This window comes from Peptoanaerobacter stomatis (assembly GCF_000238115.1).
Taxonomy (GTDB): Bacteria; Bacillota; Clostridia; order Peptostreptococcales; family Filifactoraceae; genus Peptoanaerobacter; species Peptoanaerobacter stomatis.
Window position 1 is genome coordinate 132088 of the sequence record NZ_JH414550.1, and the last position, 23953, is coordinate 156040.

Below are 23953 nucleotides of genomic sequence, written 5' to 3' on the forward strand. Positions count from 1 at the left end.
AACTAATTAAAATCAAGTATAACTTATATATATTTTATCCATTAATTAAAAGAATATTAACATTACTATAATTTCAAAAAAGAGAAGTATCCATATTTTCACAGATACTTCTCTTTTTTTATTTTCTCGTCTTATTGCTAAAACAATATTCTTTCAAAGAATTATATTTTTTAATCATTATACCAGAAATTTTAAGCAAATTTTATTTTTATTATACTTACTATCATTTTATAGCTATTTGTTTCTATTAAAATACAATTTTCCTAAATTGCAATATTTTTTATTAAATTTAATTTAGTACCTTGCATTATATAGTACCTTGTGTTATACTCTATTTAATAAAAATAATTTTATACTAATATCTGTTTAATTAAGGTATAAAATTTATATACGTTATTAAGTGTACTTAATTTTACTTAGCTAATAAATTCTTAAAATATCTATTATTCTACTGTCTTTTATACTGAAAATCTTTTAAAAAGCCATATATACTATGAAATAATACAATAAATATTCATATAAAAATATATTATATAGGAATCAAAATTGTACGGCATTTCAAACGGGCAATAGTATTATGCTTATTTCAGCATTTACGAGCATTAAAGCATAGTATATTTCATATTATAAGTAGAATAAAAAAACTATAAAATGATAAATATTTTTTATTTTGTTCTTATAGTAAATAATAGATAAAGCTTATTAGTATTAAGGAGGTTTTATGAACATACAATTCAAAAAAGGTGTGTTGGAATTGCTCGTATTATCTCTGCTCATCGAAAAGGATATGTACGGATATGAACTGGTTGAAAAAATATCCGCTCATATAGATATATCGGAGGGTACTATATATCCGCTGTTAAGGCGACTCAAAAATGACGGATATGTGGATACATACTTGCAAGAGTCTCAAACAGGTCCACCAAGAAAATATTACAAGCTCACAGACACCGGCAGAGCTTCACAAAACTTGCAAATCAAAGAATGGACTGATTTTACAAGCTCGGTAAATACTATTTTGAAAATATAAAAAAGGAATGATACCATATGAAAAAAAGAGAATTTTTGGACTTGCTCAAATTTTATCTCAAAGATATGCCTCAAATCGTGATAGATGATATCCTCTCGGATTACGAAGAACATTTCAACATAGCAATGGAAAACGGCAAGAGTGAAGAAGATATATGTAGCGAGCTTGGCTCACCGGAGTTGATAGCAAAAGAATATATAAGCGGTGAAAAAATACATCTCGTAGCTAAAAATGTAGAATTTGAACAATCAGGCTTTGAAAAAGACGCAGAAGAGGAGAACAAAAAAAGCAAAAATTATAAATTTATTTTAACAATATTGGCAATAATAGGTGTAATAAGCATTTTGCCCACAATATTCGGTTTCGGAATGGGAGTTGTAGGTGTAATAATTGCCATAATATTAGGTATATTAGGCATTTTCTTTGGAATTGTCAGCTCAATAGTAGGGATTATATTTACTATATTTGTATTCGGAATAACACTTATAATGTCCGTTATAAACCCCATTTTCGCAAGAAATATTTTCCCGAATCATATAATCACTTCTATTCACCCGCTTACAAGGTTGTTTTCAGCTATTGCCGTAATATCTTTCGGACTTCTAATAATACTGCTTGGAGTTTTTATAATAAAGTTAATTATAAAAGGTATAAAAAACATATTTATAACAATTAAATGGAAAAAAAGGAGGAATAACAATGAAAAAACTTCTAAAGGCTCTAATAATATTAATCTTAATAAGTAGTCTGCTTTCAGCTATTTCATTTTTCGCATTCGATTTTGCAAATGTAAGAGATATCTACAGTCATAATTCAATATTTCACAGCCATAGATATAATCCTGTTAAAGACTATATCAAAGATGAAATTGATGATGCTCTTGATTATAATTATGAAGATTACGATATAATCAATAAAGGTGCAAATTTATTTGCTAAAAGTTTGGAGCAAAATATCTTGGATGGCGTATCCGACTTTGTATCCGATACTGTAATTGATGAAATGGCACTTGGTGATTATTTTGAAAATGAAATGTCCAAGGAATACAAATACTTACTAAAGACTGAAAATTTGAATAAATTTGACGAATTATATATAAACTTGCCGTCTTCATCTTTATGTGTACAAATAGAAAAATCCGATAAATACAAGATAGATTTTTACTCAAAAAGAAAGAGCAATGACAATGTAAAACTTATGAAGATAAATCAAAACGGCTCAAAATATGAAATAACTTCACCTGAAAAGTTTGACAAAAATACACCTTACTTAGTTATTTCAACACCTGATGCTCAAAATCTTAAAGTGAAGTTTGATACGGACAGTGCAGTATTTGTGGCAAAAGAGAGTTTGAAATCCGCCGACTTAAAAACGGATAACGCAGTTATCAGCCTAAGCGGTGAAAAATCCTACAACATAAATATAGACGCGTCTGATTCGATAGCACGGATAGATTTAAAAAATTATGACGCACAAATAAATGTAAAAAGCGACAGCGGTATAGTAAATATATTAGGTAAAAAATATATGTTGGAAGATAAAACTATAAGCGAAAAAATTAAAAACGGAAAAGACAAAATAAACATAGAAATGGATTCAGGTTTTATAAAAATAAAATAGTTTAAAGTTCAAGCAATAGTATTATAACTATTTTCTAATAAAATTATGGATAACTTGTATAATTAACATTAATATATATAGTCTACCTGAAAAATTAATTATTATGTTTTCCAATTATTCTATAAGACTTTATACTAATCACTATCTATAATACCAAGTATTTCATATTTGATGAGATTATATATATTTATAGATTATACGCAATTTTGTCTTAATACTAAAATTCTATAAAATAACTACATAAAAAAGAAGAAAATAAGATATAATACACTTTAAAAAATATGGTTAAAAGTATATCTTTACGGCGTTGAGTAGTAGTATCTATTTAATGGAATATTAGTATTAGATAATAAATAAGTTTCATAGCGAATTAACCTTATTATAAATAAAGCTGATTCACTATGAAACTTAACTGTTTAAAACTTCATATTTTTGAATGCGAAGTTGTTTTTTTTGAGTTTCTTTTTATTGTACGCTGTATCTTCCAATGGAAGTTTTGTTCTAAATATCCCGTCAAATTTCATATATGCTCCTTGAAGTGCTGCAACTGTCGGTATTGCTGATATTTCAGCCACTCCTTTTGCTCCATATGCAAGTTTGCTGAGATTTTTTTCTACTATGATTACATCTATTTCCGGCACCTGATTGGCTCTAAGCACTCCAAGTGAGCCAAAATCTCCCTGCACAACTCCATTTTTTACAATTACTTTTTCACTCAGTGCATATCCAAGCGCCATAGTAACTCCGCCTTGTATCTGCCCCTGTATATTAATAGGGTTAATGGCTTTTCCTACATCATGAGATGCTATCACCTTTTTTACTTTTCCGTCTTCATCCAAAGCGACACAATGCGTAGCATAAGCATATGATATATGAGATATAGGATTATCTTTTTTGGAATCAATAGGATCTGTTACGCTCACATATTCTCCTATATAATAGCTTCCGTTAAGTTTTCTAAGGGTAGAATTTATGAGTGCCTCTTGTAATTTAAGAGATGCTCTCCTCACCGCTTCTCCTATGAAAAATGTGTGTTTTGACGTGTTTGCACTGCCAAGTTGCATACATTCACATTTTATTTGCCCCGGCAAAAGACCGGTCGTTTGGCAAACTATCTGAATAAGTGCAGTTTCTATTCCTTGACCTGAAAATGCTATGTCGGATTTTATTATAACTTTGTCATTTTTTACAAGCAATACGCATTTCCCAACATCTTTACTTCCTACACCATCTCCCATATTTTTCATAGCACAAGCTATTCCTACATATGATTTTGAGTAAAAGAAATCTTTTACTGAAATCAATGTTTCTTTTAATGCAGTATCACTGTCGGCTATCTGTCCGTTAGGCAATATATCTCCTACATCTACCGCATTTTTATATCTTATATCCCATGCCGATATACCTGCAAGTTCTGCAAGCCTGTTGAGATTGCTCTCAATCGCAAAATTGGACTGAGTAACTCCAAATCCTCTGAATGCTCCTGCGCTTATATTATTTGTAAAAACGGACATACCTTTTATATTTATATTTTGGTAATTATATGGACCTGCGGAGTGCATACAGCATTTTTCTATAACATTTTCTCCTACTGAGGCATATGCTCCTGTATCTGCTATAATTATAGCTTTTAAAGCTGTAAGTTTTCCGTTTTCATCGCAAGCTGTTGTAAATTCCATTTCCATTGCATGCCTTTTGGAGTGATATTTGATGCTTTCCTGTCTTGTAAATGTCATCTTGACAGGCTTCTTGGTTTCAAGTGCAAGAAGTGCCGTATGGTGCTGAACTGTTATATCATTCTTGCCTCCAAAATCTCCACCTACGTTTTTTATAAATACTTTTATATTATTTTCAGGTAAATCCAATATGTTCACAAGCTGTTTTCGTATATTTGACACATTTTGTGCAGATGTATAAAGTATCAAATCTTCATCTTTAACATATGCAAGTGCCGATTCTGTTTCTAAAAAGGCGTGGTCAGTCATTGGAACGCTGTAATTATTTGTTATTACATATTTTGAATTTTTTATGGCTGAATCTACGTCTCCTCTATTTATAAGGACTTTTTGTAATATATTTCCGTCTTTATGTATATCATATGCGTCTTTTTTAAGAGCATCTTTCATATGTGTTATAGGCTTTAATTCTTCATACTCCACTTCTACTAATGACAACGCCTCTTTTAATCCTTTTTTAGTCTTTGAGGCTATTGCACATATAGCGTCGGATATACATCTCGTTTCTTCGCCTACTCCTACAAATACAGGCGTATCTTGCCTTACAAGCCCTACTTTATTTGATTTTTTCAGAGAGTTTTTGTCTATTATTGCTACCGTATCTTTGTGATTTAATGCTTTTGTGCAATCAATACTTTTTATAAAGGCTCTCGGTACGTCTAATCTCAATGCACCGCCATATAACATATCTTTCATATATAAATCGTCTGTATATTTTGCTATGCCGAGTATCTTATCATCCACTTCTTCTGAAGATAAAATTTCGCCTATTTTACCCTTTGATTTAGATTTTTGTATCTTATCTATTCCTGCAAATATCCTTGAGGCTAATTCTATTGCTTTTTCTATCTTTGCATATCCCGTACATCTGCATATGTTTTTGCTTATAGCTTTTTTTATCTGATATTTTGATGGCAAGTTATATTCATCTATAAGTGCCTTTGCCGACATAATCATCGCAGGAGTACAGTATCCGCACTGTACTGCACCTACAGTTTTAAATGCATATACATAAACTTCTTTTTCTTCTTCGTCCAAGCCTTCCACCGTTATTACGCTTTTTCCCAATATATCAGATATTTTTTTATGGCAGGAGTATGTAGCTACACCGTCTATTATAAGCATGCACGCACCGCAACTGCCATCTTCACAGCCACGTTTTACCGATGTTATATGCATAATATCCCTTAGGTAGTCTATTAGATACATATCTATATATGAGTTTACTATTTCGCCATTTAGTATAAATTCAAGCATTGTATTCACCTTTTTTTGTAAGTAATACCAATCTCCAATAGAATAACATATATTTATGTGAAAAATCCATAAATAAAAGTATATTTATTAAATTTACACAACTCTATTTTTCTATCATTCTAATGAATTTTAGTATATAGCTTATCGTCAATAATTTGCAAAATCAACAATAAATATTTTTAAAGGATAGATTTTTTTCTATCCTTTTATTAAATATATCCATTTTTAAATATTTTTATTTATTATATTACATATTTTTCCAAATTTCGCTTGCTCTTTGAGTAGAATCGGCATTTATCTTATCCATATCGGCAGTAAGTATTATTCTGTCTTTCATGACAAGTTTACCGTTTATTACAGTATGTTTCACCATTCCACCGTTTACTCCGAATAATAAATGTCCGAACCAGTTTGCATCTGACATAGGTGTATGAGGTTTGTAATCTACAACTATTATATCAGCATATGCTCCTTTTTCAATCTTTCCAAGCGGTTTATCCCAATATTTTGCACATATTTTTGGATTGTTTTCAAATTGAAGTGCTTTTGTTTCCATAAAACCTACTGTAGGATCTGCTAAATGATGGCTTTGAAGTATATTTGATACTTTCATTGACTCAAACATATCTTGTGTGTATGCGTCTGAACCCAATCCTACTCTTATGCCTTTTTTAAGCATTTGTACAACAGGTGGCGCTCCTACAGCATTGTTCATATTTGACTCCGGATTTGTAACTACACTTGTGTCTGTAGCTTTTATTATATCCATTTCACCTTGACTTAAATGTATGCAGTGTATTGCAAGGGTTTTATCTCCTAATATTCCCCAATCGTACAGTCTTTCTCCAACTTTTCTGCCATATTTTTTAAGGCTGTCATATTGGTCTTCTATACCTTCTGTAACGTGTACGTGATATCCTGCATCTACGCCTTCCATAGCTTCTTTTATAAGAGACATAGTTTCATCTGATATAGTAAATGATGCGTGCATTCCGAACAATCCTTTTACCATATCATCGTTATCTTTAAGTGTATGTTTTATAAAATCCACATTTTCTTTTATTCCCGCTTTTGTTGCTTCTTTACCGTCTCTATCTGTTGTTTCAAAGCAAAGAGATGTTCTTACACCTATTTTTTTTGCAACTTCTTCAAGTGCAAAAAGGCTTCCGGGTATGCAATGTCCACTTGCGTGATGGTCAATAAGTGTAGTAACACCTGATTTTATAGACTCTGCATATGTAGTGTATGCGTTCAGTTTTATATCTTCCAAGCCGAGACTTCTATCCAGTTTCCACCAAAGATTTTCCAATATGTTGAAGAAGTTATCAGTCGCTCCGCTCGGTGCCATTCCTCTTGCATATGCACTGTATATATGTGAGTGAGCGCATATCATACCCGGCATTATAAGTTGACCGTTTGCATCAAGCACCTCTTCATTGGGATTAGCTTTTTTAAGTGTTTCAAAATCTCCTATTTCCTCTACTACATTGCCTTTTATAAGCACTGCTCCGTTATCCATAAAACCTATTTTGTCTGAATTTGTTATGAGTCTACCGTTTCCTATTATCATAATATTCACCTCTATTTTAAATTTTTATAGTTTAAAAGATTTACCGAATTTATATTTAATTAAATATACGTTCAAAATATAATTTATAAAACCGATACTTTTCATCTAAGATAATTCTTTTTTCAAATCTGCTAAACTGTTTATACTGTTTTCACACTGTATTTTTATTCCAAAAAATTTCATATTCATATTTTCGGCAAGTTTTTTGTCAGCTTGTGAATCTCCACATACAAACGATTTTTCCAATTCAATATCCGGATATTTGCTCATAGCTTGTTTTATCATTCCGACCTTTGGTTTACAACAATCACAATCATCGTTTTTTTTATGTGGACAAAAGAAGACGTCAAGCACTTCTATATCATTTGATTTCAATATATTAAGTAGTTTTTTATTGAAATCATTATATTGTTTTAAAGTAATTATATTCTCTCCGATTATGTACTGATTAGTTAAAATTATTATTTTATATCCTATTTCACATAGATATTTCATTGCTTCGATAGTGCTTTCAAACAGCTCAGGCTCGCTTATACAGCTCCATTTTTCATCTTCGTAGTCTTTATTTATAGTACCGTCTCTGTCCAAAAATGCAACTTTCATAGCTTCTCCTAATAATTTTTATTATATTTTGAGAATATAATGGCTTGACTATAAGAAATTTTGAGATTTTTACAATATTAAACTGTAATATCTTATCTTTAAAAATGAAGATTGTTTTTGTGAAATAGACTACGTCAATAATTATATCTTTTGACGCTTTGTCTATTTCACAATTAATCATCATCCACTTATATTATAAAAGTTATTTGTTGTTATGGTCAATATCTTAAATCTAATCTGCAATTATTCCGTCAATCACATAATATCCATATTTTTCTTCTATTTGATTTAACATATTTACATATAAATCCGGTATGTTCTTGTCGCCTTTTTTATATGTTACTATATCTTGGTTTTCCAATCTGAATAGATATGTTCCGTCTTCTTGTCTGAAAAATCCTACATTTGTTGATTCTTCAAAATCCAGTTTTGTCCAGAAAACAGTAAACTTATCTTTATACGGTCTGCCTGAGTGCGGACAGAATACGCCACAGTTACCACATTCATTACACATTCCGTCTATGTGTATTATTTGATGCTTCATATCATAGCCGTCTACTTGCAACATTATATTTGCTCTGTTAGGACATACTTGTACACAGATTTCGCATATTTGGTCGCATTTAAGGCATCTTTCACCTTCACTGCCGTCTTGTTTAGGTAATACAAGTATAGCACGTCTTTTATATAACTCGTTTTCATCTTCTATTATATCATATTTTTTGAAGTCAGGTTTGATATTTTCTTTTGCCAATATATCAAGTGCTGTCTTTTTAGCATCTCCCATACCTTTTACTATCGTTGAAGGTCCTTTTTTGCAATCTCCTATTACATATACGTCTTTTTGACTTGTTTCGCAATTTGTATTTAATACTGCATAACCTTTTTTGTCCAACTCAAGATTATTTGATGCAAAAGCATTTTTATCAACTGTTGCTCCTGTTGCTCCTATAACTGTATCAAAATCAAGCTCTACAAACTCTCCTGTTCCTAAGCAGGCTCTTCTGCCACTTTCATCAAAACCGCCGAGTTTCATTTTTTCACACTTCAATGTTTTGCCGTCAAATTCTACAGGTGCTGTGAGCTCCATTATTTCTATGCCTTCTTTTTTAATATGGTCTACTTCTTCCTGTGCTGCCGGCATATAAGCTTCTGTTCTTCTGTATACTAAAACTGCTTTTTCTACATTTGGCAATTTGCTTGCTACTCTTACGCAGTCCATTGCTACGTCTCCTGCCCCTATAACTGCTACTTTACTTCCTACATTCACCTTGTCTTCATTTTTGTATTGCCATAGGAAATCAAGGGCATCTATTACTTTTTCTTGTCCTTTGTTTACAGGCGACATTCCTTTTTCCCATGCACCTGTTGCAACTATCACATATTTATATTCTTTTTGTAAATCTTTATAGCTGTCTTTTATTTCTGTATTAAATTTGAATTCTACTCCTTGATTGACTGCTATTTGATAATCTCTTTGTATCTCTTCATCAGATATTCTAAATGCAGGTATTATATGGCTTACTATTCCATAAGGTTTTGAAAGTTTTTCAAATACTGTAACCTCCACACCGTTTCTTCTAAGATATGATGCAGCTGCGATTCCGACAGGACCTGCTCCTATAACTGCTACTTTATTTGCTGTTTTTATTTCTGATTTTTTTATTTGTGAGATAAATTTGTCTTGTGCATTATCTGCTGCAACTAATTTTATTTCTCTTATTTGTAAAGTTTTTTCGTAGTCAACTCTTGTACAATGGTCTTGGCAGTGATGTGCACACAGTTTACCCAATATTGTAGGTGCAGTATTGTCATTTGCTATTACTTCTATCGCTTTATCATAATCTTTGTCTGCCACAAGCTTCAAATATTCAGGTATTTGCTGTTCAATAGGACATCCTCCGTCTTTACAAGGTGCTTTGAAACAATCAAATAGAGGTAATGCTGAATCTGTCTTTCTGCTTGCAACCTTTTCTCTGTACAATTTATGATTTCTTCTATGTTCAGGTATATTTTTTACAACTTCAGCCAATTTTTCATAATCTATACCGTCATAGCTTTCTTTCATCAAATCTTCGGTTTCTTTTGCAAGTTGAGCGAATCTTTCGTATCCGCCAGGTTTTAATATAGTAGTGGCAACTGTTATAGGCATTATACCAGTTTCAAACATTTCTCTTATGTTAAATGCGTCCGCTCCGCCTGAATATGATAAAGGCAATTGACCTTTAAATTCATTGGACAATTTGCTTGCCAATGATAAACTCAATAAATAAAGTGAACGTCCTGCCATATACATTTCTTCTGAAGGCAACTCTCCTCTTTCAACTTTTACAGGGAAAGTATTTGTTATTTTCAAGCCGAATGCTTTGCCTTCATTTTTTGCGATTTCAAGCAATCTTTTGAACATTGATATAGCATCACTGTATTGCAAGTCATTGTTGAAGTGATGATCTGTAAAGGAAATATAATCATATCCCATTTTATCCAATATGTTTCTTGCAAATTCATAGCCCAATAGTGTAGGGTTACATTTTATAAATACATTTACTTTCTTTTCTTTTAACAAATAACTTGAAATTTTCTCTATGTCTTCTGCCGGACATCCGTGTAGAGTTGATAGAGTTATCGACTTACAGACATTTGGAGAGATTTTTTCCAAATCTTGCAATGTAAAGTTTTCAAATTGATCTATATTATTTTTTAAGTATTCTTTGCATTCTTTAAATATAGCTGTAGAAGATGCGTCTTTCATACCTTCTATATATTTGTCTATCTTCTCTGATTGTATCCCTTCAAGTGTATATCCCACACTCATATTATAAGCAAAATCTTGCTCATCTGATATGCCGAATTCTTTTGCAAGCACTATTGTCGCAAAGTATGCTTTGATATATTCGTCAAACGCTTGAGGTACTGTAAGCTCTGTTGACCATTCACAGTTATAGCACTCATCTTCCGCATTTATACATGGTCTTGCAATACAAGCCTGTAATTCTTTTCCATCCATTATTTGCACTGTTTTTAATTCTATAAATCTTGCTCCGGCAAGATAAGATGCAACTATGTTTTGGGCAAGTTGTGAGTTCGGACCTGCCGCCGGTCCTACGACTGTCGAAATAGTATCTCCTAATACTATTTTTTGTTTTTTTCCTGACTTATTAAAATAAAACTTATCTTTTCTTATTCCGAATACACTTTTGCAATTTTTATACTCATCTAATGACCAAGTAATTATATTTTCAAAAGGTATGCCTCTCATAAATTCGCTCATAATTTCCCCTCCTAAATTAAAAGTTTTTTATAAATATCAATTCAATAATTTTATTTTTTCATTTATATAAATTTCAATTGTTTTCAAGCTTAAAATAATTCTTTTACAAACAAAATCCAATATCATTTTAAAATGATACATAAATCTTAAAATTGCTGTTTATCAAACATTGTTAGCGATTTCTTTCGGAAAGTTTCATTTTTATTTGAGATTAGCATAATATACCTCTACATATAAAATCGCTTTTTAAATAATTCATAACTTAGTATTAAACCGCTATATAGTTAAATATCAGTATCTAAATTTATATAGCGGTTTAAGTTGTAATATATCTCTTTATTAAAAATTTTATTATTCGCCTTTTCTTACCATTTCTTCCGCCAATTCTCTGTCGTGAGCATCAGGAGGGAATATTATATTGCAAAGTATTGATATTATACATACACAGGCAACTGTATCTTTGAACAAGAATGCCAATGCCGGAGGTAATCCCTGTACTGCCGCCGGATGTGCACCAAGTCCAAGTCCAAGTCCGAATGTAACGCCTAATATTATTATGTTTCTGTCACTGAAACCGGCTTTTGCTATCATTTTTATACCGTTTATAAGTATCATTGCAAACACAGTTATAACTGCACCGCCAAGTACGCTTGAAGGCATTATGTTGAACAACATACCTATCTTAGGCAAAAATGCCGCTCCTGCAAGTACAAATGCACCCATTGCAATACACCATTTATTTACAACTTTTGTCATGGCAACTATACCTGCATTTTGTCCGAAAGCAGTATTAGGTAATGCGTTGAATAACACTGCCGTAGTAGAACCGAGCGCATCAGCAAGTATTGCTCCTGATGTTTCTTCTCCTGTAGCCTCTCTGTTAAATCCGGCTATTGTTATACCATTGGAGTTACCTATAGTTTCAAGTCCTGATACTATATATATTGTTGCAAAACTTATTACCGCCTCTAACGGAAATTTTAAATCCCAAGGTGCAAGTATCGGAATAGGAGCTGCGAAAAGCGGGGCATCAAAAACAGGTTGAAAACTGATTTGTCCTGTAAGTGCCGCAGCTATATATCCAACTATAAGACCTATAAGTATTGCAGATATCTTCCACATGCCTTTTCCAAATCTTTGAAGGAATATTATTACAAAAAATACCAAAAATCCTAATGCTATATTTTCTATAGAACCGTATTTCAAATGAACAGTACTTGCATCCAAACCTTTTGCTGTAGCTTCCGCTATCGCTTTTGCATCTGCAGCTTTGAGTGCCGCTCCTCCTGCAAAATAATCCACACCTACATCCAACAGATGTATGCCTATTGTGATAAGCACACTGCCTACAACAAGCGGAGGGAATAATTTTTTAAGCGGTTTGTAGAATATTCCCATAACAACTTCAACAAGGCTTCCTACTGCCGCAGCACCAAGTACTACCGCAAGTGCTACAAGAGGACCTTGTTCTAAATATTGCAGTCCTATTGTTCTGGCAGTCGGTACAAATGCAAACGATGTACCCATTACTATCGGAAGTCCCGCACCTATTTGGAATTTACCTATTTTTATAGGATATAACTGCACGAAAGTAGTAAGTCCTGATACAAACATCGCACATTGTATCATCCTTAGTCTTGTTTCATTGTCAAGTCCAAGTACACCTACCAATATAAGTACAGGAGCAAGATTACCTGTAAACATCGCAAGTACGTGTTGGAATCCAAGCGGAAAAGCAACCTTAAAACTTGGTCTGCCCTCAAGTTGATAAATCAACTCTTGGTCGCTCAATTTTTTAGTATTATCACTCATCTATTTTTCTCCTTAGTTATGTAAATTGATAATTATAAATTACAATTTAACATTTTGTTATTACAAAATAAATACAGTTTTTTTTGCAAATCATTAATCATAAAAAAATATTATGTTAATATTATGTCAATTCAGTCAAGAAATATTTACTTTTATTTAATTAATAATCCTAATTTATTCTATTATTTATATTATTCCGAATAATTTTTCTTGTCAAAATTGATTATTATAGTCACCTTATTTTATCCACTTTTTAAATAAACAACTGTCAATTACCAAATAAATCTCACAGCAATAATAAATTATATTTTATATCATAATGAAAGCTTTATTTGATAACCGACCGTTTAGATATATGTTTTTATATTATTATTTCATCCATCTTTCTTTTTTTGCATTTTCTAATCTTTGCAACATATCTTGTGGATTTCTTACTTTTGATAAGAATATCATAGCTGCTATTATATATGGTTTGAAGCTTGCTTCTTTGTATAGAGGCACTCTATATCTGTCGAATACTGAGTTTTCAACTTCTCCTTCTTTACAGCTGAGTCCTGTTATATCAGCAGGCAAACAGTGTAGGTAAAGAGCTTTTCCGTCTTTAGTAGTTTTCATCAATTCTTCTGTACATTCCCAATCTTTATGTTTAGCGTTTTGAGCAAGAAGCTCTTTTTCAAGTTCATTTATTCCGTTCATATCTCCTTTTCCATAAAGGTCTGTTCTTTTTTCCATAGCTGCAAAAGGAGCCCAAGATTTAGGATATACTATATCTGCATCTTTGAATGCTTCTGCCATTGAGTTTGTCTTAGTGAATTTTCCACCATAAGCTGCTGCATTTTTTCTACCTATTTCTTCTACTTCAGGCATTATTTCATAACCTTCCGGATGAGCAAGAGATACTTCCATTCCTAATCTTGTGAACAGTCCTACAACACCTTGAGGTACTGAAAGTGGTTTTCCGTAAGATGGTGAGTAAGCCCAAGTCATAGCTATTTTTTTGCCTTTAAGATTTTCTATTCCACCAAATTCGTGTATTACATGAAGTGCGTCAGCCATTGTTTGTGTAGGGTGGTCTATATCGCATTGAAGGTCAACAAGTGTAGGTCTTTGCTCTAATATGCCGTCTTTATGTCCTTCGTCAACATATGATGCGTAATCTCTCATATATTTGTTACCTTTTCCGATATACATATCATCTCTGATACCTATAACGTCAGCCATAAATGATATCATATTAGCTGTTTCTCTAACTGTTTCACCGTGTGCTATTTGTGATTTTCCTTCATCTAAGTCTTGTACTTCTAAACCTAATAGGTTACAAGCTGATGCAAAAGAGAATCTTGTTCTTGTTGAATTATCTCTAAATAGTGATATTCCAAGACCTGAATCAAATATCTTTGTAGATATGTTTTCTTCTCTCAATTTTCTAAGTGCATCTGCAACTGTCCAAGTAGCTTGTAATTCATCAAATGTTTTTGTCCAAGTTTCAAAAAAATCGTTGTTGTACATTTTTTCAAAATTTAGTGAATCTAATTTGTTTATATATCTTTGCATTAATGACATTATTTAATCCTCCGAGATTTAATTTATTATTTAATTTATAATCATTTTATAATAAGCCGAAGATGCGCATTTACCACAAAGTTGTAGTTATATTTCAAACACGCACTCTTTTTTCGGCTTTAAGCTTAAAACTTGTTTATTTTTTAGTCCAATAATATTAAAAATTATTTTACTAATTGTGAATATTCGTAAGGAACTCCTGCATATAGAGCTGCGCAAGTTACCAAGTCGTTTTTCCAAGTTATTTCGTTTGGTGCATGGGCTTGAGCTTCCGCTCCAGGTCCAAATCCTATGCAAGGTATTCCGTTTCTTCCCATTATAGACACACCGTTTGTAGAGAATGTCCATTTATCTGTAAGAGGTCTTGCTTGTCTCATTTCTATATTATCAACGTCACCTTTTCTAAGCTCAGTATTGTATAGTCCTTGATATACTTTTTCAAGAGATTTTGTAACATTGTGATCTTTTGGAATTACCCAAGTTGGGAAGTAGCATTCGATAGGATATTTTTCTCCTGTCCAAGATGGTACATCATATTCGTACATTGATACCTTAGCACCGTATTTTTGTACTGCCGGAAGGTCTTCAATCTCTTTTATACAACTTTGCCATGTTTCGCCTGCAGTCATTCTTCTGTCAAGTGATATGCTGCAAGAGTCAGCTACTGCACAACGGCTTGGAGATGTGTAGAATATTTGAGATACTGTAACTGTTCCTCTTCCAAGGAAGTTAGCTTCTTCATAATGCTCAGGATTGTATTTTTTATCAAGCATTTTTACAAGTCCTCTTATTGCAGTAGACTCGTCTGCAGAATTTGCATTAAGATCTCTTATGTTTTGGATTATTTCAGACATTTTGTATATAGCATTGTCTCCACGCTCAGGAGCTGAACCGTGGCAAGATATACCTTGTACGTCAACTCTTATTTCCATACGTCCTCTTTGTCCTCTGTAGATACCACCATCAGTAGGTTCTGTAGATACAACAAATTCAGGTCTTATGTTTTCTTTTTTGATTATATATTCCCAGCAAAGTCCGTCGCAGTCTTCTTCTTGAACTGTTCCTACAACCATTACTTTGTATCCTTCAGGAATAAGATTAAGTTCTTTCATTATTCTTGCACCGTAAACAGCAGAAATAACTCCACCTAATTGGTCAGAAACTCCTCTACCACCTATGTGCAAATCATCTTCAAATCCTTCATATGGATCGAATGTCCAGTTAGCTCTGTTTCCTATTCCAACTGTATCTATATGTCCGTCAAAAGCTATTATCTTGTCGCCTTTGCCCATGAATCCCATTACGTTTCCTTGTTTGTCTATATATGCTTCGTCAAACTCTAACATTTTCATTTCTTCAAGAATTCTTTCAGCATGTTCTTTTTCTCCGCAGCTTTCACCCGGAAACTTTACTACATCTCTTAAGAATTTTGTCATAGCAGCTTTATAGCCTTCTGCTTTTTCTTGAATTAACTTGTAATCAATACTCATTTTTTCTTCCTCCTATATATTTTCTGCTGACTTTTAACAGCAAATTTTTAAATCATTTTTTATACTAAAATCTATTTGAATAAAATAGAATTACCAGCCAAAACTTAGTCTAAAACTATCTTGAAAACTCTCCGTCCCAAACTATTTTTCTGTAATTATCAGGATCTGTATCTCCTTCTGTTGAAATTACAAGAATCTTTGAATTTTCATCTATTTTAAGTTTTTCTTTAAGCTCTTTTAAATTTTCATCTGTAAGGATTTCATACACTATACCTGAAGTAACGGCTCCTGATTCTCCTGATATAACTTTAGGGTCATTTCCAAGAGGATTACCTAAAACTCTCATACCATCAGCTGCAACATATTCAGGACAAGATATAAATGCGTCAGAATAATCCTTCATTATATCCCAACCTATAGGATTAGGCTCACCACAAGCAAGACCTGCCATTATAGTAAACATATCTCCTGTAACGTTAGTCATTTTTTTATTTTCTGCTGAACGGAATATACAGTTTGCAACTTCCGGTTCAACTATTGTAGTTATAGGTCTGTTTTCAGGATATATAGAAGCTATCATTCCTTGAACCGCACCTGCCATAGCTCCAACACCCGCTTGTAAGAATACATGCGTAGGCGCATCTATTCCATATTCTTTCATTTGTTCAACCGCTTCAAGCATAAGCGTACCGTAGCCTTGCATTATCCACATAGGCACTTTTACATAACCTTCCCAAGCTGTATCTTGGATTACTTCTCCGCCTGTTGCTTTTGCGTTTTTATCAGCCAATCTAACCGCTTCATCATAGTTCATATCAGTTATGCTGGCGTCCGCTCCTTCTGCCTTTATCTTATCAAGTCTGTACTGTGAAGAACCCTTTGGCATATATACAACAGATTTTTGACCAAGTTGATTAGCTGCCCAAGCCACACCTCTACCATGATTTCCGTCCGTAGCTGTGTAAAAAGTAATATCTCCCAATTTTTCCTTTGTTTCTTTTGATTTGAGCATATCAAAATCTACTTCGTCAATATTTTTTTCCAGCTTTTCAGCTAAGAAATTACCAATTGCATATGAACCTCCAAGCACTTTAAAAGCATTAAGTCCGAATCTTTTGGACTCATCTTTTACAAGAAACTCCTTAACCCCCAATTTTGCCGACAATTCAGTAAGTCTGGCAAGCGGAGTAGGCTCATAAATATCAAACTTCTTATGAAAATTTCTCGCCTTTGAAATTTCATTTCGGCTGAAAGCATCTACATTCGCTTTTTCACCTGAAACTCTTGAATTATCGTTGATAATCCATCTTACATTCTCCATACTTCTCTCCCAATCTTTAATAATACATATGCTGAAATACATTTATATAACTTCAATTTTATGTAAGGATTCAGCCTATGCTTCTATATTTTTACCAAAGTCTAACAGCAATAAAGACAGTTTTTAATATCATACTCCTCACCAAGTTTTATTTTTGTGCACAATAATGATTTTAAAATTTATCCAAGTCATCTTTTACTATTAAACTTTTCTATTAAATAATATATGCAAATTTCGTGCCAAGTTTTTAAATTGTTGAAAAATATTTTTTGTTTCTCAATCATCTTGCAAGAATATTCGTTTAAAAATTATAGTTTATTTAGAAAATATTTAAAACCGAAAAATACTAAATTAGTATAATTTATATGCAAATATGATTAAAAATTCAATAAATAATTAATACAAAAAACAAAAATTTATTATCATTTTGATAATTTTATCATTTTGATAATAAATTTTTGATAAATGATTTATATTTAGATATTAATAGCTATAGCTTTTCAAAATAATAAATATATAATAAACGGTGTTTAATAAAACTCGTTATATAAAGTGCGTGGAGCTATGCGGAAAAATATGTCTTGAATACGTGTATTTAAACCATACAAATAAAAGACATATACATATAGCAACTCAAATACACATCTTTAAATCAGTTTTTATCATTTTGATAATTTAATCAAACATTAATTTCTTCTTCAATCTTTCTATAAAGAGTCGCTATTCCTATACCCAATTTTTTTTGCGGCAATCTTCTTACCTTTCGTATCATATCCGTATATGTTTAGAGCTTTTCTGATTTCATTCATTTCCAATTCTTTTATAGGAACTACTCTTTGACTTTTATTAGCTTTTTCATCATCTTTCGGTTCATAACCTATTCTTTTTTCAAGTATATTTATCGGAATCAGCTCTTCTGTAAGTGTATCAGTTTCAGATATATTCATCATATATTCTATTACATTTTCAAGCTCTCTGATATTACCTTCCCAATCATATTCCATAAATATCTGTATGACTTCATTATCTATATGTGTAACATTTTTGCCGAAACTCTTGTTATATCTGTCGAGCATATGATAAGCCAATTTTTCTATATCATCAAGTCTTTTTCTAAGCGGTGGAACGCTTATAGGAATTACATTTATTCTGTAATACAAATCCTCTCTGAATTTTTTTTCTTCTATGAGCTTCTTCAAGTCCTTATTAGTTGCCGTTACAACTCTCACATCCAACTTTATCGTCTTGTTGGAGCCTATCCTTATGAGTTCTTTGTCTTGGAGCAGTCTTAATATTTTCGCTTGTAAATGTAGTGGCATATCGCCTATTTCGTCCAAAAATATAACTCCTCTGTTGGCAAGCTCAAATTTACCTATCCTACCTTGATCACTTGCACCTGTAAATGCACCTTTGACATATCCGAAAAGCTCAGTTTCCAATAAACTGTCCGGTATTGCCGCACAATTTACAGCTATAAACGGTTTATCGGCTCTATCAGATTCTGAGTGTATAGATCTTGCAATGAGTTCTTTACCCGTACCGCTTTCTCCGGTTATAAAAACTGTAGATGTAGATTTTGCAATCTTTTTTATTCTTTCTTTTAACAGCTTTATCTGTTTGTTAGAACCTATTATGTCGTCCGTACTTATATAGTTATGTCCTGTAACGACGTTATATGCTCTATCTTTAATATTCTTTGTCTTTGTACAAATTATTATATCGGTATGCTCATAATATACACTGTTGGCTGATTTTATTCTGCCTATTACATCTACGTCCTTTTGATCCGTCTGTATGGTAAAAAGATATTCTCCCACCAACATCTCGTGTGTTTTCTTGACGTTTATTTTCTCTCCAACTTCTATATTGAGAGTGTTTTTTGCCATTTTATTTATATGAATTACTGTATTTTCGGCATTTAAGACTATAACCATCTTATCTATATCGTCCACTATTTGATGAAACAATTCTATTCTTTTTTTAGTTTTTTCCTGCTCGTCCAACTCATGCAATTTATCCGTTATATTGCCGGCTATCTCTTTTATAAACTTCAAATAATCTTTTTCTTTTGCAATAAGCTTTTGTTTCTGCTCCAATTTTGTACAGACCAACTGTATAACGCCTACTATTTCTTTTTCATATTTTATAGGCATTGATATTTGCATAAGTTCTCTGCACTCGTCTTTTTCACTACATTTGGAACATAATATATTTTTACCAGGATCTTTAATTACATGAAGCTGTCCGGTTTTTATAACATCTATATATATATATCCCTCTTTCGCTACATTTTTATTGATGTTTTCTCTATATGCTCCGGTTCCTGCAATAGTGTTGAGCTGACTGTCTACTATTTCCACGTCAACGCCTATAACATTGGCTATAGCATTTGCATATTCAATTACCGAGTTTTGTATTCTTTTTAGTGGAGAATCCATATTTATTCCTCTACTTTAATAAGTTGTATAATAATTAACTTTTTACAATCCTACACTTCGCTTGTATAAGTCTCTCATATGTTCAGGTTTTTTACCGTTTTTACAAAGCACTATCTCGCACATTATCCCAAGTGCAATTTCGCTCGGCAAATTAGAACCTATATCAAGCCCTATAGGTGCATACAGTTTAGATAAATTATCCTTATACCTTGTATCTTCTTTTAAAACGTCTAAGGTTCCCTTTATCTTTCTTCTTGAACCTATCATTCCTACATATGCCGTATCCTTATTGATAAAAGCCTTCAACGCCTCTTTATCATATTTATGCCCTCTTGTCACTATAACAACTGACGTAAATTTATCCACTTCCAGCTTAGGCAATACATCTTCATACTCACCTACAACTATATCGGCACTCGGATAAGCATCTTTGTTTGCGTATTCTTCCCTGTCGTCCATTACAGTTATATCAAAGTCAAGAGTAACAGCTAAATCATAAAGCGCCTTTCCTACATGTCCTGCACCTATTATAAGCAATTTATTCCTCGGATAAAACACCTTAATATATCCGCTTGCCTCTCCTCCGCATATCATACCCAAATCTCCTTTTTCTGTAAGAATATGCTCAAACTCTCTATCTTCCAGTTTCTCTATTGCCTCTTTCGTTGATATGAGTATCTGATTTTCCAGATTTCCTCCACCTACTGTACCACATCTGCTACCATCCTCACATAGAGCCATTATACTTCCGGCTTTTCTCGGAGTAGAACCGGACGTCTGTGTAAGTAGTATAAGAGCCGCTTTTTTGCCCTCTTCTACTTTTTCATCTATAAATTTCAATATATTTGCGTCCATTATACTTCCTGCCTTTTCAGCTTTTATATAAATATACTCTCAATTAATACTAAAACCTATTCAAAATACCACGCACTGCTAAAATGCAGAAAAACAAGTACCTCTAACGAAATAAATTCAATTTAGCATTTTATTTCATATAACGTTTAATCAGCTTATAAAATAAAATTAACTATAATATTTAAAATTATAGTATAGTAATTTTTAATGAAAATAAATTTTTCCATAATAATCCGATTTACATCATTTATAATATTTAATTTTTTAATTATATCATAATTTTGTATAATTTTACAACTTACCTTTTGTAAATAGTTATAGTTCAAAATAATAAAGTTATGTACACAACTAAGGACCCGAGAACAGAATTCTAAGAAAAATTTAAAGAGGTTGTCTTATAAAAAATATCCGCCGGTAAAAATCAGCGGATATTTTTTATAACTTTATTTTTATTTCATTGTAGCTGTTATAATATGTTCTTTGGCATTCCAAACTACGTCAAATTCTCTTTCCTCCATAATTTTCTTAAATGGAAGATATTCATCTTTTTCATCTAAAACGTCATGTAGTATATATTCTTCCAAATCTGATGTTTTCACATACAAGACACCATTTTGAACTTTGCAATCTATCTTAGTTTCAGATTTTTCTCCATATTCGTTTTTTACAAGTATTTTTTTACTCGGTGATATGCTTATTTCATACTTGTCATCACCTTTTTGTTTTGCATTTTTTTGCTCTTCTTCGTATTTTTTCAGTTCTTCCTCAATTTGTTTTTGTTTTTCAGTCATAAATTCTGAATAATTGAATGTATCATAAGAATTAGGTGCTTTCATTTCAAGATCAGGACTGCTTTTTGACATTTGATCCGATTGTAATAAAAATTTTATATTTTGTTCTGAGTTTTTCTCATCTCTTTTGCCGATAACACCTACGTTCACATTGTCATTTTCTGTTGAATTTAATGTAGAATTAAATAATTTATCAACTTTATTTACATCAATATTTATATTCAAACTTATTTTTGCACTGTAATTGTCATCTCCGAAAGTTTCTTCCATGGAGAATTCAGAACCTTTTATAACTTCTTTAATCACAGGCATCATAGGCTCTACTTGTTTTTTCCACATTTCAAGAGCTTCTTTCATATTATTTTCAAGCTCTTCCTTACTTACCTCCACACCGGACTCTTTATATACTTCATACACATCTATTCCCAAGACATCATTATAAAACTTAGCAAAGCTGTCAAAATTTGAGAATATATATTTGAAATACGCATTAGTTATATCGACCATTTTATCAGAATCCCAAGTCAATATATAATTATTGTCACTTTTCTTAGTAAGTCCCAAATCTATACCGAGATCTATACTTTTTATGAAGTTTATCATTTTTTCAGTAAGCTGAGGTGCATTTTCATAATAATTCTTCATGTATTTGGAATTTAAGCCGAGTTTTTTGGAGTCTTTTTCATTAAGTTCTATCTTTACAAAATCTCTGTCAAATTTCTTGTCAATACCTATATAACCGCCAACCATACTGACAAACTCTTTATTAATATAAAGATCTTTATCATCAAAATACAGTTTAAACTCAGGTATTACCGGTGTCTTATCGTTTTTAGGTGTGAATTTGACATTCAAATCACCACTCATTTTAGATCTGTCAAATTTTGAATTAAGCTCGATATCATATCCGAATGACACCTTTTCATCTTTGTCAAGGTTAGCGTCAAAACCTGTTTTAATATTTGTTTGAGTCTCCATTTTTTCCCAGTTTGACACTCTTTTTAAATTTTCAAAATATTCATCGCTTGCACTGTCGGCATTTGCAGACGAATAAAAAGCAAGTGATGTGAATATCATCATACCTGAAAGCACAGATGAAACTATCTTCTTAAAATTCATTGTAATCCCTCCTGATATTTTATTGTTATTATTACATTATACACGAAAAACTAAAATATGCACTTACATTTTAATTACAATTATTATAAATGTTTATTAAATTTTCGTTTTTTTAAGATTTGTAAAAAATAATATGCAAGAACCTATTACTATAAACATAAGACCTATGAGATTGTGCATAGAAATGACCTCTCTTATAAAAATATAAGCGATTATAGGTGCGAGCACAGGTTTTATAAAAAATACAAGTGATACAAATACAACAGGCAAATTTTCCATAGCCAGAAAATATGACGCAAAGCCCATACCCGTAACACCTACGGCAATATACATAAGTATGTGTATATTACTGCTGTTTATACCTGCAAATACAGGTATCATCGAAAATTTTTCAAGCCCTATTGACAAAAACATATCCGATATCGCCGGAATATGAGATAGACATATCAATATCAATAACTCCGCAACTCCGAACAAAAATCCGAACGATGTGATTACTATACTGCTCATATTGGAAGTTCTTGCAAAAAACTTGCCGAGTACACCGTAAAATGCAAAAAATACAGCAGACGTCAAACAAAGAACAACACCTATCAAACTGCCCTCAAAATTGAACGGATTGATTATATACATTATCCCAAAAAGCGATATTGCAAGTGCCACAAAAGTTCTCGTATCTATTTTCTCCTTTAATATTATAGATGCAAGCATTATAGAAAAAAATGTATTGCCTGCAAATATTATGGCAGCAGTATATGCAGGTATATACGCTACAGATGAAGTATAAAAACTCATACTTACAACCACATTCATAAAACCCGATATTGCAAATTTGAAATAGTCCGATTTTTGCAATTTATAATCAGCCTTTTTCAAATTGTTTAAGGCAATAGGCACCAGTATAAGACCACCCACCAAAAACCTTATAAAATTAAGTTGTATGGGATTAAATGCACCCTTAGATGATTTTATAGCCACCTCCATAGACGAAAAAAATAGTGTAGCCATAATCACATATATAAATGCGAACCTGTTTTTCATCAAACCCTCCGTATCTATAATAAACAATCATATATAATTTAATTAAATAATATTTTCTAATAAAATTATGGATAACTTGTATAATTATATAGCCTTAATATAAACAGTTTATCAGAAAAATTAATTATTATTATTTTATATTATTCTATAAGATTTTAGTATAAAATAGTAAAAATCAACTTATTAAAATATTACATTTTATATTCAACACTTTATTTCTATTGTATTTTTTCTAAAATTACTTTAAAATAAAAAATATAATTTTTATACAAAATATGACATTGCGCTATATTTACCGTATGGCAAATTTTTTTGACTTTATAAAGTACACTATATTTATACTGATATTGGTCTGAGCAATGGATAGCTCTTTATTTTTAATATGCTTATCTAATAAACTCTTAAAAACAAAAATATCCATTGCTTAATTAAACTT

15 protein-coding genes are annotated in these 23953 nt (G+C 31.8%); 3 read left to right on the forward strand and 12 right to left on the reverse strand.

All coding sequences use genetic code 11. From position 1 onward, the window contains the following. The first annotated feature begins 721 nt into the window (after window positions 1–721). From HMPREF9629_RS04840 to HMPREF9629_RS04850, 3 genes are read left to right on the forward strand one after another with little or no spacing between them, the layout of a single operon-like run. Window positions 722–1030 (forward strand): PadR family transcriptional regulator, encoded by a 309-nt coding sequence (locus HMPREF9629_RS04840; RefSeq protein WP_009525240.1) that lies wholly within the window; start codon window positions 722–724, stop codon window positions 1028–1030. A 17-nt stretch (window positions 1031–1047) separates the two neighbouring features. Then, complete coding sequence (locus tag HMPREF9629_RS04845) at window positions 1048–1776, forward strand: DUF1700 domain-containing protein (protein ID WP_009525241.1); 729 nt, start codon at window positions 1048–1050, stop codon at window positions 1774–1776. Further along, window positions 1730–2650 carry a DUF4097 family beta strand repeat-containing protein gene (locus HMPREF9629_RS04850; protein ID WP_009525242.1) on the forward strand — a complete coding sequence of 307 codons (921 nt, stop codon included), beginning with the start codon at window positions 1730–1732 and terminating at the stop codon, window positions 2648–2650. The genes HMPREF9629_RS04845 and HMPREF9629_RS04850 overlap by 47 nt, the downstream gene beginning before the upstream one ends. 416 nt (window positions 2651–3066) lie before the next feature. On the opposite strand, the gene xdh is transcribed toward HMPREF9629_RS04850, so the two are convergent. The 12 genes from xdh to HMPREF9629_RS04910 all read right to left on the reverse strand — a co-directional run bounded on the left by xdh (window position 3067) and on the right by HMPREF9629_RS04910 (window position 23517). Continuing rightward, a complete protein-coding gene (gene xdh / locus HMPREF9629_RS04855; RefSeq protein ID WP_009525243.1) occupies window positions 3067–5643 on the reverse strand; it encodes a selenium-dependent xanthine dehydrogenase in 2577 nt (858 codons plus the stop codon). A gap of 247 nt (window positions 5644–5890) precedes the next feature. Beyond that, complete coding sequence (ssnA, locus tag HMPREF9629_RS04860) at window positions 5891–7213, reverse strand: putative aminohydrolase SsnA (RefSeq protein ID WP_009525244.1); 1323 nt, start codon at window positions 7211–7213, stop codon at window positions 5891–5893. Between the two features lie 105 nt (window positions 7214–7318). Next, window positions 7319–7816, reverse strand: a complete 498-nt coding sequence (locus HMPREF9629_RS04865; protein WP_009525245.1) for a D-glycero-alpha-D-manno-heptose-1,7-bisphosphate 7-phosphatase — start codon at window positions 7814–7816, stop codon at window positions 7319–7321. A 232-nt stretch (window positions 7817–8048) separates the two neighbouring features. After that, window positions 8049–11087: a putative selenate reductase subunit YgfK gene (ygfK, locus tag HMPREF9629_RS04870; RefSeq protein WP_009525246.1), complete on the reverse strand. Its 3039-nt coding sequence runs from the start codon at window positions 11085–11087 to the stop codon at window positions 8049–8051. 351 nt (window positions 11088–11438) lie between these two features. Then, on the reverse strand, window positions 11439–12899 hold the full coding sequence (locus HMPREF9629_RS04875) for a uracil-xanthine permease family protein (RefSeq protein ID WP_009525247.1): 1461 nt from the start codon (window positions 12897–12899) through the stop codon (window positions 11439–11441). A 369-nt stretch (window positions 12900–13268) separates the two neighbouring features. After that, the gene (ygeW, locus tag HMPREF9629_RS04880) at window positions 13269–14462 is read right to left on the reverse strand and encodes a knotted carbamoyltransferase YgeW (protein ID WP_009525248.1); all 1194 of its coding nucleotides are present in this window, start codon (window positions 14460–14462) and stop codon (window positions 13269–13271) included. A gap of 164 nt (window positions 14463–14626) precedes the next feature. Further along, a complete protein-coding gene (locus tag HMPREF9629_RS04885) occupies window positions 14627–15952 on the reverse strand; it encodes a YgeY family selenium metabolism-linked hydrolase (RefSeq protein WP_009525249.1) in 1326 nt (441 codons plus the stop codon). A 115-nt stretch (window positions 15953–16067) separates the two neighbouring features. After that, window positions 16068–17273 (reverse strand): diaminopropionate ammonia-lyase, encoded by a 1206-nt coding sequence (gene dpaL / locus HMPREF9629_RS04890; RefSeq protein ID WP_009525250.1) that lies wholly within the window; start codon window positions 17271–17273, stop codon window positions 16068–16070. Between the two features lie 707 nt (window positions 17274–17980). After that, the gene (locus HMPREF9629_RS04895) at window positions 17981–19711 is read right to left on the reverse strand and encodes a sigma-54 interaction domain-containing protein (protein ID WP_009525251.1); all 1731 of its coding nucleotides are present in this window, start codon (window positions 19709–19711) and stop codon (window positions 17981–17983) included. 42 nt (window positions 19712–19753) lie between these two features. Continuing rightward, entirely contained in the window at window positions 19754–20566 is an 813-nt protein-coding gene (locus tag HMPREF9629_RS04900; protein WP_009525252.1) for an XdhC family protein, read from the reverse strand. A gap of 449 nt (window positions 20567–21015) precedes the next feature. Further along, on the reverse strand, window positions 21016–22476 hold the full coding sequence (locus HMPREF9629_RS04905; RefSeq protein WP_009525253.1) for a hypothetical protein: 1461 nt from the start codon (window positions 22474–22476) through the stop codon (window positions 21016–21018). Window positions 22477–22572: 96 nt separating this feature from the next. After that, entirely contained in the window at window positions 22573–23517 is a 945-nt protein-coding gene (locus HMPREF9629_RS04910; protein WP_009525254.1) for a DMT family transporter, read from the reverse strand. Window positions 23518–23953 lie beyond the last annotated feature (436 nt).